We start from the raw sequence: 14,102 nt of genomic DNA on the forward strand, positions 1-14,102 counted from the left end.
TACAGTTTATCCTGTTAACCACGCTCTCCATACCTTGAATAGTGAAGTTTTAATGATTAGGTAGCTCTTTTTATACCATTTTGATATCAATCAGATAAATCATAAAATCAGCGATATGATTTTTTTTGTTTTTACCAGCTAAAATTTAGATATTGCTCCTGAAAACAAACATATCTACCTTACTGTAAAACTTCATGAACTCACGTTTGTTTACTTAACGAGCAGATTTGAACTATTCATGAATGCTTCGTTGCAAAATGATTTTATTCGCATGAAAAAGAAAATAACTGAGGATAACCAAAAAAAAGAACGTAAAGTAACCTCCGGTCCTATCCGGGATAAAGAACGTACTAAGGCCAGGATGATTGCCGCCGTCGGAAAGGTGATTCAGAAGAAAGGCTATCACGCACTAAATGGACCAAACATTGCATTGGAATGCGGTTTGAATAAAGCCCTTATTTGGAATTATTTCGGAGGTCTTGACAAACTGGTAGAAGCCTACCTAACACAAAAGGATTTTTGGCAAATTGGTGATAAAGGAGTTTTGGAACAAATGATATCAAACCCCAATGATATCAGTGTCGATCTAATAAATGAATTACTAAAATCTCAGCTTAATACATTTTTAAAGGATAAAACCAAACAAAAAATCATACACTGGGGCTTAGGAGAAAAAACAAAAGCGCTGAAGAATATTTCGGACAGAAGAGAAATGTTGGGCGAAGAATTATTCAAATATATAGATCCTAAATTTAAAGACTCTGATGATGATCCAAGGGCAGTATTAGCGCTCCTCGTCAGTGGAATCTATTATATGAGTTTACAGGCAAAAGCTACAGGTAGTACCTTCTGCGGCATAGATATCAATACCGAAGAAGGAAAAGCACGGATCGAGCGATCAATACAAAGGATTCTTGAACAGACCTTTAAGGAACAATTGAAATAATAAAAAATAAGCACCAACTTCCAAGAATAAACATACTTTCTTGGAAGTTCTCTGTTTCTCTTACTGCATAGCCTATTGACGACCTTATAACAAAAAATGCGCATTTAGCTGTTTTTTTATTTCTTTTTATTATGTTAGCATAACAAAAATATTATAGTATATTTGTTAATAACCAATATTCAGGCATATGATCGGTCAACTTATATTTGCATTGTGTTTTGCAGGGTCATTATTCTTTTTCAGCAAAAATGCAAAACAGATTTATAGAAATATTCGACTGGGCAGAGCGGTAGACCGCTTCGACAAACCTTCCGAACGCTGGAGAACGATGTTATTAATTGCTTTTGGACAAAAGAAAATGTTCAAACGGATTACTCCAGCTTTATTACATTTATTTGTTTATCTCGGTTTTGTGATCATCAATATTGAAATGCTGGAAATTGTTATTGATGGATTGTTCGGAACCCATCGGATATTTTCATTCTTGGGAGGTTTTTATGACTTTTTGATCGGATCATTTGAGTGGTTGGCCCTGGCTGTGCTCCTATCTTGTTTGGTTTTCCTCATCCGCAGAAACATCGTTAAAGTAAATCGTCTGCAGAGTAAAGAACTTGATCATTGGCCCAAGACAGATGCCAATCTCATTTTAGTCACAGAGATCTTACTCATGTCGGCATTTTTGATGATGAATGCCGCTGATCTTAAACTACAGCTTTATGGATTTGAACATTTTAAGTCCGTTGGATCGTTTCCGGTCAGTCAATATTTGCTGCCCTATCTTCCAACTTCGACCAGTACGTTATATATGATCGAAAGATCCTGTTGGTGGTTCCATATAATGGGGGTTTTAGCGTTTTTAAACTATCTCCCCTATTCAAAACATTTGCATATTATACTCGCTTTTCCAAACACATACTTTTCGAATTTGGATCCTAAGGGGAAATTATCCAACATGACTACTGTAACCAATGAAGTAAAAGCAATGCTCGACCCAAGCTTTACGCCCCCCCCGTCAGATGCAATCATCCGTTTTGGTGCCAAAGACGTTCAGGATTTAACATGGAAGAATCTTCTTGATGCCTATACCTGTACCGAATGCGGCCGGTGTACTGCTTCCTGCCCTGCTAATATCACAGGAAAACTGCTATCGCCCCGAAAAATAATGATGGATACTCGGGATAGAGCCACTGAAGTAGGTCATAACATTAAGAAAAATGGAGGCTTTGTCGAAGATAGCAAATCTCTTATCGATAATTATATCAGTAGAGAAGAACTCTGGGCCTGTACGAGTTGTAATGCTTGCGTCGAGCAGTGTCCTGTCAATATTAATCCATTGGACATTATCATCGAGCTTCGCCGCTTTGCGGTCATGGAAGAATCTCAGGCTCCCACTAGTATAAATAATATGTTTGGAAATATTGAGAATAATGGTGCTCCATGGAAATATGCACAAATGGATCGTGCCAATTGGACTCAACAACAATAGTTTAAAAGATGGAAAATGAAATAAAAGTTCCTACAGCCGCTGAGCTGTTGGCTAAGGGAGAAACTCCCGATATATTATTTTGGGTAGGATGTGCGGGCAGCTTTGATGAACGTGCACAAAGGATCACACGTGATATATGTCGGATACTTCAGCATGTTGGAATCAACTATGCTATTCTTGGTACAGAGGAAAGCTGTACAGGAGACCCCGCAAAAAGAAGTGGAAATGAATTTTTATTTCAAATGCAGGCAATGATGAATATTGAAACTTTAAATGGTTATGAGATAAAAAAAATTGTCACTGCCTGTCCCCACTGCTTTAATACACTTAAAAATGAGTATCCTGCTTTGGGGGGCAATTATGAGGTCATTCATCATACGCAATTGATCCAGGACCTGATAAATGAAGGTAAATTAAAACCGGCCGATGACCATGTTTTTAAGGGGAAGAAAATAACCTATCATGACCCATGTTACCTCGGAAGGGCAAATGAAGTCTATGAAGCACCTCGAAAAGTGCTCGAAAGCCTTGATGCTCAACTTGTAGAATTAAAACGCTGTAAAAGTAATGGGCTCTGTTGTGGCGCTGGTGGTGGCCAGATGTTCAAAGAACCAGAAAAGGGTAAAAAAGATATTAATATCGAACGCATTGAAGAGGTCATTGAAATAAAACCGCAGATTGTGGCTGCAGCCTGTCCTTTCTGTATGACAATGTTAAAAGACGGTGTTAAAATAAAGGAGAAAGAGACCGAGATTGAAGTATTGGACATTGCTGAAATTACAGTAAAAGCCAATAATTTATCCAAATAAAAAAGCGCCCCTTGCCGATTAAATTAGGGGCGCCTATGCGATTAGTTAATGTTACGGAATGAATCTGCCTATCACCCTCGTTAACATTCAAATTAATCTATTCAAAGATATAACCTTATTTCAATATAAAGTTGTCAATTTGATGCTATTTGTTGTTAAAACGATGACTTTCGTCATTAAATCTCATTTTTCTCAATCCATTTTGGCACTTGAGGTGCTTCATACTGTTCCATTTTTACAAGCATCTCTTCAATTGTATCTGCAACCAGTAACATTTCATAGTTTTCACGTTTCAATAATCCCTCGGTTACCATATGAGCCATAAAATAGATCAAATGATCATAAAAGCCATTCATATTTACTATTCCTACTGGTTTCCTATGTAGGCCGAGCTGTGCCCAGGTAATCATTTCAAAAAGTTCCTCAAGCGTACCGAACCCGCCAGGCAATGCAATTGCGCCGTCAGCATAATCATTCATGATTTTTTTTCGGTCATGCATCGAATCTACTGTGATCAACTGGCTTACCCCAGTATGTTCTCTTTCCTTCGAATTCAAAAAATGTGGAATGACACCAACTACTTTTCCGCCTTTGGCCAATGCTCCATTTGCAATAGTCCCCATGAGCCCAACCCTCCCACCGCCATACACCAAACGGATGCCATGCTCAGCGATAACATGGCCCACATGGGTTGCCTGTTCCTCATATAGTTGTGAATTCCCTAAACTGGATGCACAAAAAACAACAATACTTTTGACTTTTTTCATACACAAGTATAATTAAAAAATAAGCTATTTCAACGGATATCCTCATCCGTAAATTTTCAGCAGCGCCAAAATTTAGTCTTTCCTTCGTAATTCATAATGGTTGAATAACTTCACCTTTTTCTTGTCCTATGTAAAGCTTTAAAAAACAAAATTAGATTATAATTGTAAAAATAAAGTGACATCATTTTTAATTATTTTTTAAATCTAATAAACAACTATGCACCCCATTATGAACATGATAGCGATGGCCGGCTTAAGCGCAGTAGTCCTATCCTCCACTCCTACAGATCACAAGGCTGTAAACTATACTGAATACAGCAGTTCGATCACGACAGAATCACAGGCAGTGTTAACTGAACAGGTAAATACCGATTCGCTTTTACAATATTTTGATCAAACCACTACGGAGCTCGAAAAGCAGGTGAAGGGCTTGAGTGAGGCTCAATTACAATTTAAACCTGCAGCTGACAAATGGTCAATCAGCCAGTGCCTAGAACATATTATACTGTCTGAACGTATGATATTTGATATGGCAAAGGCAGCTTTGGCAAAAGCACCACAACCAGACAGAAAAGCTGAAGTAAAAATGACTGATGAAAATTTGAAGACCACACTTACAGACCGCAGCCATAAATTCCAGGCACCAAAAGAGCTGCAACCAAGCGGCATATACAAAAATGCGGAAACAGCCTTAACAGATTTCCGTGCCGCGCGTCAGCCAGTTCTGGATTACATCAAAAAAGCAGATGCAGAAGATCTTCGTAACCATATCAATGATTACCCAACAGGTGTTGTCGACGGTTATCAAGGATTGATGTTTATTGCTGCACATTGTGCAAGACACACCAAACAGATTGAAGAAGTAAAATCTAATCCTAACTTTCCAAAACAATAGAAAGATGAAAAAATTAACGTATCAGATTACCATCACCGCGCCTGTCGAACAAGTATTTAAAGCAATGCTCACGAAAGAATCGTACAAGCAATGGACAGCAGCTTTTAATCCTACCTCTGATTTTGAAGGAAGCTGGGGAAAGGGTGAAAAAATTTATTTTGTCGGTACAAACGAAAAGGGAGAAAAAGAAGGAATGGTATCCGAAATTGCAGATTATATTCCCAACAAATATGTATCCATTCGTCATTTTGGTATTTTGGATAAGGGTAAAGAGGTAACCGAGGGGCCAGCTGTAGAAGGTTGGGCCGGAGCGCTGGAAAATTACTCTTTTACTGATCTGAATGGTCAGACCCAGCTCAATGTAGAGGTGGATACCAATGAAGAATATATAGATTATTTTGATGATGCTTGGCCAAAGGCCTTGCAAAAACTGAAAGAAATCTGTGAAAGATCTTGATGGTATTCCTTACAGTTTAAATTTAGTTACAGCATACGCCATGGTGACATATCCTTATCATAGCACATGCTGTCAAATCGTACTTTGACGGCAATAACTAGCTAAAACTTAAAAAGGAGACGAGTACGTCTCCTTTTTATAACTGTTTTAAGTGCCGGTCAGCATACTTTTTTCACATGATTTAGAGCAAGATTTGAAGAATTTATTGCAGGCATTCAGTTGAAAATATTGATGAAATAGCGATTTAATCAACTTGATTCGTTTATATAATCCAAGTCTTTATCATACCAATATCAAGGTTATATTATTAGATTTTATTTAAGGGTAAATATTAACTTTTTTCACAAACTTTCCGTTACTTTCTATTCTATTAAACTTGAGATTTTGTTTTGCTTCTTGAAAATCTTTTATTGAGTTTTGGAAAGAAGCAAAAACAATACTTTGAGAGGATCCATTCCTACTCAACTCTTTCAAAAAAGTATGAAAGTCAATATTGAAGCTGATTGCTGTTGTGGCTCATCAAAAATTAAAAACCTAGGATGATCCCCCCTAGTGGCTGGGATGTTTCCAATAAAGCGATATAATATGCTCACATAAATCGGATGTGAGCACTGCCTGAACTGTCAAATCTTATATCTTTATATTACTAATCTCCTGACGAGTTTCACTCAATCTAATGTTACCCACACAACTATAAGTATCAATTTTTAAGCTATACAGTTTAGCGAAGCTCATCTGATACATAAGAAAAAACTTGCTTGATTTCCAAAGCTCCACAATTATCAGTCAGTAATGTTGTTATTTATGAGATAATTTCTTCATTTGTTCTCAGACTTTATTGTATAACTTTTAACAATATATTTATAAAAACTTTATGTTCGGGCTTCATAATCTTATCTGGCCAGACAAAGAAAAATAATTATTCAGCATTGTGATGGTTACCCATTTCTAAAATCGTACTTTAGCATAAAAAAGAAATGACGGATTTTCCAATTATAAATATGAACCATTTTCTGAACGAAAAATCGGCAAGTAAAAACGGTTTTTTATTTTCGGAATTGCATGGCCCACATGTTATTAACAAACCGCATCAGCACTTTTTTTCTTGTTGGTATTGTTTGAAAACGGAGGTGGTACACATTCTATCGATTTTAAAAGCTATCCTATTACCAATTTTCAAATGCACATTTTGTTTCCTAATCAGATACACAGTTGGAAAGTGAAAGCGAGGAGCAAAGCCTATCAATTGATGATTGACAAAGCGTATTTTGAGAAACTTTCATTACATTTCAGACATTCTTTTGCGTATTACTGGCAACATCCCGCCATTTTGCTTTCGCCCAAAATATTTGCCAATTTACTGTACGAATTTAAAGCCATTCAAGAAGAGTTGACCTCAGAAAACGGTCTTGTCGATTTGATACGAGCTCGTACTTTTGTCATTGCTTCTATCCTAAGTAAAGAAGTAGAGAAAAACATTTTGGACGATACCAAAAACCCGTATAGTTCGCGATTGATACAGTTTCAAGAGTTGATAGATGTTTATTTTCGGGAAGAAAAAAGCATCGAATTTTATGCCGAAAAACTGCATATTTCTGCCAGCCAGTTGTCTAAAATCTGTCGTAAATATTTACAGGCATCTCCCGCACAACTCATTCATCAACGTTGTGTTTTAGAAGCAAAACGTTTGTTGAAATCCACCGATTTATCTATCAAAGAAATTGCTTATCAATTAGGCTTTGCCGATGCACCCTATTTCACTAACTTTTTCAAGAAAAACACGGGAATGAACCCAAGTGGTTTTAAAACAGAATGACGGATTTTACAAGTCAATGCGTTAATGCTTCAATCTTCAAGCGCTTCTTTTACTCTAAATTTGCAACATAATTTAAGAATAGAAAATGAAGTCTAATTTAACAATCGACAATACAACAACAATACAACCATCTGTTGAAACATCCTCAAAACCAACGCTAACACGCGGTTTACTTTGGCTAATGACCATTACTACGGGTATCGTAGTGGGTAATAATTATTACAACCAACCGCTTTTGGGGTTAATGGCAAAAGATTTTCAGGTTTCCGAAGCGCAAATCTCTATGATTGCTATGCTAACGCAAATTGGTTTTGCTTTAGGATTGCTATTTATCGTGCCGTTGGGCGATATGATCCGTCGTAAAAAATTGATCCTTTGCGTTTTTGTCGCTATGATTATTTCCCTTTTCGGAATGGTTGCTGCACCCAATTTGCCTTTGCTTTATGTTGCCAGTTTTATGATTGGTTTTAGCTCGGTAGTGCCGCAAATGTTTGTGCCTTTAACCGCCGAATTAGCTACGGACGACAAACGAAGCGCTGCTATTGGAATGGTAATGAGTGGTTTGCTGTTGGGGATTTTGCTATCTCGTGTTATCGCAGGTTTCATTGGCGAAATATGGGGTTGGAAAATGGTATATTACTTGGCAATTGTTTCAATGTTTATTTTGATGTTATTAATGGGAATTAAATTACCTGATGTAAAACCCAATTTCAAAGGAAGTTACGGACAATTAATGAAATCTTTAGCGCATTTGGTACGCACACAACCTGTGTTAAGATTGGCAGCTTTTCGTGGAGCAATGGCGTTTGCAGGTTTCAGCGGATTGTGAATTGCCTTGGTTTTCCATTTAGAAAAAGAACCTTTCAATGCCGGTGCATCTGTTGCCGGAGCCTTTGGTGTAGTAGGTGCTGCGGGTGCTTTAGCCGCATCTATGGTAAGTAGAGTGCAGAAAAGAATTCCGCTTCAAAAAGTAATCTCATATTCTATTTATATGATGATTATCAGTTGGATTATTTTCCTTTTTGTTGGTTACACCTATATTGGGTTGATCGTTGGTGTGATCTTGTTAGACTTAGGTTTACAAGCTTCGCACATTAGTAACCAATCTACGTTTTTTGCCCTAAACATTGGCGCTACCAACCGATTGAACACCGTTTATATGTTCAGTTATTTTGTGGGTGGTTCTTTGGGAACTTTCTTGGCATCGCAAGCCTGGAAATATTTTCAATGGGAAGGCGTAGTAGGTTTAGGACTTATTTGTAGCTTTTTAGTACTTATTGCGCACCTTCGATACGCAAAAAAAGATTAAATTCAACCATTTATAGAAAAGAAACATATTCCATTTAAAAAGATAAAACAATGACAACTTCAAATAAAATATTTGTTCAGAACGAATTTGCTCCATTAAAGAAAGTGGTTTTGGCAGCGTCTGAATTTGGTTATCCAGTAGAAGTAAGACCCGAAGATCTTCGTTTTTTAGACGAAGCAGCAATTGAAGATTCTGCAATCAACAAAGGAAAAGATTATAGCGAAGCGCATCCCGAAATTCAGGCACAATGGGAATTAGAACGTGTCAATTTAAAAAAAATGCTCGAAAAACACGGTGTAGAAGTGGTAGAAGCCCGCAAACTAACCGATGCCGAAAAGCAATTTAATCCAAAAGATGGGTATGCCAATTTCTTTACCCGCGATCCGTTTTTTGTAGTAGGAAATTATGTGGTAGAAGCAGCAATGCGTTTTTTACACCGTCGCCACGAAGTTTGGCCTTTGCGAGATTTGTTATGGAAAGCCGTAGAAAAAGCAGATTGTACCTACGTATCGGCTCCTTTTCCGCAAGTAGCGCCAGCGGATGATTTAACTTTAGGCAACGGTTCGTTTATTGAAGGAGGCGATGTTTTGGTGTTGGATAAACACGTGTTGGTAGGTAACTCTGGTTTGGCGTCTAACGATCGTGGTTTTCAGTGGTTATCAAAACTGCTTTCGCCATTGGGCTATACGGTAGAACAAGTGCGTTTTCATCCTGATATTTTGCATTTAGATTGTGCTTTGGGCTTGATAAAACCAGGTTTGATGGTGGTTTGCAATGATGCTTTCTTAGACGGTATTCCAGCCGTTGTAAAAGATTGGACGCCAATTCATGTTACCTTAGAAGAAGCCAGCAATTTAGCAACCAACGGTTTGCCGCTTTCGCAAGAAGTGTATGTTACCGATCCTGTTTTTAAACACATTGGCGATCAAATCGAACAACATGGCGTAACGGTAGAATATGTAGATTTTAAAATCACGCGTAGCTTTGGCGGATCTTTCCGTTGCAGCACACAGCCGCTGTTGCGTTGTGAGTAGTTTTTAGAAATTACATCTTACCATTGCATATCTAAATAAATAGTTTTCGTAAATTCAAACCGTGAAAATAATTTATGTAAACCCATTCCTTACAACAACGTCTTTAAGTTTTGGGCAGACAGCGCTTTATAAATTTATAAAATTCCTATTGAATAAGATTTAGATTGTGAACCTGGTTTAATTTCTTCAATCTAAATTTTTCCTGATCAGCAATTATTCTTTGAAAAGAATATTGCTCCGACCTGATTATCATTTTCCAGATTATAATGGCAATTTTTCTAGCTGTTGCTGTAACAGCTAAGACACTATCCTCTTTTAACACTATTCTTTAAAGGATAACAGGTCGTGGTTTTTCTGATTACCAATAGTATTTGCAACATACCTTTAATGTGTAGCAATGGTATTCTTATCTTTTCTAACTCTACTGCTCGATAACAACCCCTAGCCATGATGCAAAGCTGTTTGCTGTCGGAAATTTATATATCAGGGCTAAAATCTTGTTTAGAAACAGGCCAAATTTCATCAGCATCCTTTTTTAACTCGACTGATGTCGGTTCCCAACCTTGTTCCTGCATCCAGTTCCCCTGTCATCGCTAATAAAATACGCTCCAAACATACAGTTTATATTTAACTACCGTTATCCCATTTCCATATAAATCTGCACAATGAAAATATTTACTTCCTGTGGTCGTTTCTATTGGCTAAAAGATAGTTACATGATTTAATCGAACATGTTCATACAGTCCATAACAATCATCCGTATAAATTACAAACACTGGCGGCCCTCCTATATGTTTACCAACCAGTGTTCGCGGCGCCTCTGTTTTCGCTTCAAAAAACCAAATTCCGTTATTATGATCTCCATTAAATTTGATATACAACAAACGGAGACTATATTAAAACTCCATTAATGTCCTCCCAATGCCGCTGCCGTCGGAGAAATAACGGAAAGATGCCGTGAAGAATAGAGCCCAAAAAACGCAATCACGATATAACAACATGTTGGCAACAAAAATGAGGACTGTACTCCTACGCTATCTGCGATATATCCCTGCAAGACCGGAATCAAAGCACCTCCCAGTATTGCCATCACCACCAATGAAGAACCTTGGCTTGTATATTTCCCTAAGCCTGAAATAGATAATGTATAAATATTTGAGAACATAATCGAATTAAAAATTCCTATTCCTAATATACTATACATCGCAATAGATCCCTTATTTAAAACCGCCGACAGTATTAAAAAAATATTTACCGATGCAAATATCATTAATGTACGTGCAGGCAATGACTGGCCAATAAAAAAGGTCGAAAAGTTTAACGCTACAAACAATAAGAAAAAACTTATCTGTGAAAAATTTAAGTCGACTACCGCATATATTACCCCAAATACCGCTATGGCCGTAATGAACATATATACAAATCGTCTATTCGTTGGAATTTTAGTATTGAGTGAGATCGATCCTAAAAACCGCCCCATCATCGCACCACCCCAATAAAGGGCTAGATAATTTTTGGCAACTGCTTCCGATAAGCCCACAATGGAAGGCAATTCCAAAAAGCTAATCATGAAGCTGCCTACTGCAACTTCGCCCCCCACATAACAAAACATTGTCAGCATGCCATAGCGTAAGTTAGGAAACTTTAACGCTGCAAGGCCACGAACGGGCTCAGCATCAGATCCGGTATGGAAAGAAGGGAGCTTAACCCTTGAAATAAATATAGCCACAAGAATCAGCACTACTCCAAAGGCCACATAGGGTATACGTGTGGATAATGCGCTAAAAGAACCATCCCCTGCTGAAAAAAGTTCGAAGATAAGATGTCCGCCTAGGATAGGTGCTATTGTAGTACCAAAAGCATTAAATGCCTGTGTCATATTCAGCCTGCTAGAAGCTGACTCCTGACTACCCAATAACGAGACATAGGCATTTGCCGTAATCTGTAAGACAGTGAACCCCAAACCAAGGGTAAATAGCGCTGATAAAAATAAAGGATAAGAAGATATGGTCGCAGCCGGATAGAATAAAAAACAGCCCAGTGCAGCAATCATAATGCCTGCAATAATTCCTTTTTTGTAGCCTATTAGATGAATAGGATCCCCCATTGTTGCTGAATAAATAAAATAAAGCAGAGAACCGATAAAATAGGCCCCGAAGAAACAAAACTGCACCAGCATAGCTTCGAAGAATTTCAGTTTAAAGAGCTGTTTCAAATAGGGAATTAAAATATCGTTCATGCAGGTTATAAACCCCCACATAAAAAATAGGACGGTAATAGTGATGAGGGAAAATGTATAATTGGGTTTAGGTTGATTTTTCATAAAATTGATATTGCTAATAGACTGGGTTAATAAGACTTCTTTTTTCATTTTAAAAAGAAGCCTTATTAACCCAGTTGATGGTCTCTATTTCTCGATTGGAATAATCGAAATGGCATATCCTCCAGCTGCCGCACAGAATTGCGCTAAGCTATCTTTGTGGGTTACCTTAATTTTTTTTACCGTATAGGCTTGTGGTTTTGTTTTAAAGTTTGCGTCCGGTGCATCCGCATAAATAGTAGCCAAATAGGTCTTCCCCGCATCAAGAAAATCAAATTTTATCTTCGATGTCCTGCTGTCATTTCCATTGACACTTCCCACAAACCATTTGTCTGTATTTTTTTCTTTGCGTGCCACTGTGATATATTGCCCCGGTTCCGCCTCCAAATATTTGCTGTCATCCCAATCGATCCCAACATCTTTAATAAATTGAAAAGCATCCGGAAAACGATCATAGTTCTCTGGAAAATCTGCCGCCATCTGCAATGGGCTATACATCGTTACATACAAAGCTAATTGATTTGCCAAGGTGCTGTTTACATGGGCACCATTCGGTAGATTCATTTCAAAAATACCTGGTGTATAATCCATCGGGCCACCGATTAACCTCGTGAAAGGCAGGATAGTGACATGGTTGAGCGCATTGCCGCCAAAGGCTTGATATTCTGTTCCACGAGCGGACTCGTTACCGATCATATTTGGCCAAGTACGGGCAATACCGGTGGGACGAACCGCCTCGTGTGCATTGACCATAATGTGGTACCCCGCAGCTTTTTCAATCACAAATTGGTAATGATTGTTTGTCCATTGACTATAATGATGCTCACCTAATGGTAATATCTGACCAACATACCCACTTTTAACCGCATTATAGCCATATTGTTTCATCAGTTTGAACGCCGTATCGATGTGACGCTCATAATTGCGCACCGACCCGGATGTTTCGTGATGCATGATAAGTTTTACCCCTTTTGAATGTGCATATTCATTCAAATCTTTCAGATTAAAATCCGGATAAGGCGTCACAAAGTCAAACACATATTCCTTACCGTGGCCAAACCAGTCCTCCCAACCCACGTTCCAGCCTTCGACCAGTACGCCGTCAAATCCATGTTTCGCGGCAAAATCGATATATTTTTTGACATTATTTGTTGTCGCACCATGTGTACCATTAGGCTTTGATTTTGTAAAATCAGTCTTTCCTAGCTGTACGGAAGGAAAATCATTGGTATATGACCAGCTTTTTTTACCTGTAATCATCTCCCACCAGACACCAACATATTTGGTGGGTCTGATCCAAGATGTATTTTCAATCTTGTTAGGTTCGTTCAGATTGTAAGTCATTTTTGAAGCCAATATATCACGTGCATCGTCACTAACGATAATTGTTCTCCAGGGCGACGTACAAGGTGCCTGCAAACGTCCTTTGCCACCGTGTGCATCTGGTGTTAACCACGATTCAAAAGTGAAATTTTTGGCATCCAAATTTAAATGCATGGTGGGATAATCTATACAGGCCGCTTCGTGAAGGTTGATATAGAGTCCTTCTTTGCTTTTTAACATCAACGAGGTCTGAACTCCTGTCGGCGAAAATAACGTTTGGGAAACGTTGCCCTCTTCGTATGCACTTTTCATCAAACCTTTTATCTCCGAAAGTTTTGATGTTGTATAATTATACTCCTGTGTATCGTAATCGCCTGGAATCCAAAAGGCCGTATGATCTCCTGTCATTGCAAATTGGGAATACTCCTCCTGAATGGTAAAATAAATCAGATTTTTCTGTTGTGGAAATTCGTAGCGAAAACCTAAACCATCATCAAAAAGGCGAAAGCGGATCTTCATGTTCCGATCTGTTGCTTTTTGAATTAATGTAATCTCCAACTCATTATAATGATTTCTGACCAATTTAGTTTCGCCCCATACAGGCTGCCAAGTCTCATCGAAAGTAGTTCTTGCCGTTCCTGCCACTTCAAAACCGCTGAATAAAGACTCATAGTGTTTTTTCTTTATTACGCTATCTGGTCCATTAAATGTGGTGGCCGTGTTCATGTCAGTTTTTAACGCAAGTCCCAATCGGCTGGGATTAATCACACTTTTACCTTTGTATCGCAGTTCATAGCTCGGTTCACCTTTTGGGGTCAACACAAAATCCATTATAAAATTACCATTTGGAGAACGTAGCTGCTGGGCATTTACTTGAAAACCCAAACAACCTAGAAAAACAAAGAATAGAAAATTTACTTTTTTCATTAGCTGTATGTTT

The 14,102-nt window shown here is 38.1% G+C and carries 12 protein-coding genes; 9 read left to right on the forward strand and 3 right to left on the reverse strand.

Annotated features, from left to right (window positions below; genetic code table 11):
- The first annotated feature begins 271 nt into the window (after nucleotides 1-271).
- From HX021_RS08550 to HX021_RS08560, 3 genes are all read left to right on the forward strand, one after another.
- The gene (locus HX021_RS08550; protein ID WP_286589750.1) at nucleotides 272-946 is read left to right on the forward strand and encodes a TetR/AcrR family transcriptional regulator; all 675 of its coding nucleotides are present in this window, start codon (nucleotides 272-274) and stop codon (nucleotides 944-946) included.
- Between the two features lie 187 nt (nucleotides 947-1,133).
- Nucleotides 1,134-2,432, forward strand: coding sequence for a 4Fe-4S dicluster domain-containing protein (locus HX021_RS08555; RefSeq protein ID WP_286589751.1), 1,299 nt, complete (start codon nucleotides 1,134-1,136; stop codon nucleotides 2,430-2,432).
- Nucleotides 2,433-2,440: 8 nt separating this feature from the next.
- Entirely contained in the window at nucleotides 2,441-3,241 is an 801-nt protein-coding gene (locus HX021_RS08560) for a (Fe-S)-binding protein (RefSeq protein ID WP_286589752.1), read from the forward strand.
- 176 nt (nucleotides 3,242-3,417) lie between these two features.
- On the opposite strand, the gene HX021_RS08565 is transcribed toward HX021_RS08560, so the two are convergent.
- Nucleotides 3,418-4,008 carry an LOG family protein gene (locus HX021_RS08565; protein WP_286589753.1) on the reverse strand — a complete coding sequence of 197 codons (591 nt, stop codon included), beginning with the start codon at nucleotides 4,006-4,008 and terminating at the stop codon, nucleotides 3,418-3,420.
- A gap of 229 nt (nucleotides 4,009-4,237) precedes the next feature.
- On the opposite strand from HX021_RS08565, the gene HX021_RS08570 reads away from it, so the two are divergent.
- From HX021_RS08570 to HX021_RS08595, 6 genes are all read left to right on the forward strand, one after another.
- Entirely contained in the window at nucleotides 4,238-4,903 is a 666-nt protein-coding gene (locus HX021_RS08570) for a DinB family protein (RefSeq protein WP_286589754.1), read from the forward strand.
- Between the two features lie 4 nt (nucleotides 4,904-4,907).
- Nucleotides 4,908-5,360 carry an SRPBCC family protein gene (locus HX021_RS08575; RefSeq protein WP_286589755.1) on the forward strand — a complete coding sequence of 151 codons (453 nt, stop codon included), beginning with the start codon at nucleotides 4,908-4,910 and terminating at the stop codon, nucleotides 5,358-5,360.
- A 1,249-nt stretch (nucleotides 5,361-6,609) separates the two neighbouring features.
- Nucleotides 6,610-7,176: a helix-turn-helix domain-containing protein gene (locus HX021_RS08580; protein WP_286589855.1), complete on the forward strand. Its 567-nt coding sequence runs from the start codon at nucleotides 6,610-6,612 to the stop codon at nucleotides 7,174-7,176.
- 85 nt (nucleotides 7,177-7,261) lie between these two features.
- Nucleotides 7,262-8,005, forward strand: coding sequence for an MFS transporter (locus HX021_RS08585; RefSeq protein WP_286589757.1), 744 nt, complete (start codon nucleotides 7,262-7,264; stop codon nucleotides 8,003-8,005).
- Between the two features lie 6 nt (nucleotides 8,006-8,011).
- Nucleotides 8,012-8,485 (forward strand): MFS transporter, encoded by a 474-nt coding sequence (locus HX021_RS08590; protein ID WP_286589758.1) that lies wholly within the window; start codon nucleotides 8,012-8,014, stop codon nucleotides 8,483-8,485.
- Between the two features lie 50 nt (nucleotides 8,486-8,535).
- Entirely contained in the window at nucleotides 8,536-9,519 is a 984-nt protein-coding gene (locus tag HX021_RS08595) for a dimethylarginine dimethylaminohydrolase family protein (protein ID WP_286589759.1), read from the forward strand.
- Between the two features lie 907 nt (nucleotides 9,520-10,426).
- Here the strand turns inward: HX021_RS08595 and HX021_RS08600 are convergent.
- Together HX021_RS08600 and HX021_RS08605 are read right to left on the reverse strand one after the other, a co-directional pair.
- Nucleotides 10,427-11,890 carry a sugar MFS transporter gene (locus tag HX021_RS08600; RefSeq protein WP_502958999.1) on the reverse strand — a complete coding sequence of 488 codons (1,464 nt, stop codon included), beginning with the start codon at nucleotides 11,888-11,890 and terminating at the stop codon, nucleotides 10,427-10,429.
- A 36-nt stretch (nucleotides 11,891-11,926) separates the two neighbouring features.
- Nucleotides 11,927-14,089: a glycoside hydrolase family 97 protein gene (locus HX021_RS08605; protein WP_286589761.1), complete on the reverse strand. Its 2,163-nt coding sequence runs from the start codon at nucleotides 14,087-14,089 to the stop codon at nucleotides 11,927-11,929.
- Between the last annotated feature and the right edge of the window lie 13 nt (nucleotides 14,090-14,102).

Origin of the sequence: Sphingobacterium sp. N143, from assembly GCF_030325625.1 — a bacterium.
Lineage (GTDB): Bacteria > Bacteroidota > Bacteroidia > Sphingobacteriales > Sphingobacteriaceae > Sphingobacterium.

Excerpts from the sequence above, each read along its gene's own strand:
- HX021_RS08550 (WP_286589750.1), top strand. The coding sequence starts at position 272 with ATGAAAAAGAAAATAACTGAGGATAACCAAAAAAAAGAACGTAAAGTA.
- HX021_RS08555 (WP_286589751.1), top strand. The coding sequence starts at position 1,134 with ATGATCGGTCAACTTATATTTGCATTGTGTTTTGCAGGGTCATTATTC.
- HX021_RS08560 (WP_286589752.1), top strand. The coding sequence starts at position 2,441 with ATGGAAAATGAAATAAAAGTTCCTACAGCCGCTGAGCTGTTGGCTAAG.
- HX021_RS08565 (WP_286589753.1), bottom strand. The coding sequence starts at position 4,008 with ATGAAAAAAGTCAAAAGTATTGTTGTTTTTTGTGCATCCAGTTTAGGG.
- HX021_RS08570 (WP_286589754.1), top strand. The coding sequence starts at position 4,238 with ATGAACATGATAGCGATGGCCGGCTTAAGCGCAGTAGTCCTATCCTCC.
- HX021_RS08575 (WP_286589755.1), top strand. The coding sequence starts at position 4,908 with ATGAAAAAATTAACGTATCAGATTACCATCACCGCGCCTGTCGAACAA.
- HX021_RS08580 (WP_286589855.1), top strand. The coding sequence starts at position 6,610 with ATGATTGACAAAGCGTATTTTGAGAAACTTTCATTACATTTCAGACAT.
- HX021_RS08585 (WP_286589757.1), top strand. The coding sequence starts at position 7,262 with ATGAAGTCTAATTTAACAATCGACAATACAACAACAATACAACCATCT.
- HX021_RS08595 (WP_286589759.1), top strand. The coding sequence starts at position 8,536 with ATGACAACTTCAAATAAAATATTTGTTCAGAACGAATTTGCTCCATTA.
- HX021_RS08600 (WP_502958999.1), bottom strand. The coding sequence starts at position 11,890 with ATGAAAAAAGAAGTCTTATTAACCCAGTCTATTAGCAATATCAATTTT.
- HX021_RS08605 (WP_286589761.1), bottom strand. The coding sequence starts at position 14,089 with ATGAAAAAAGTAAATTTTCTATTCTTTGTTTTTCTAGGTTGTTTGGGT.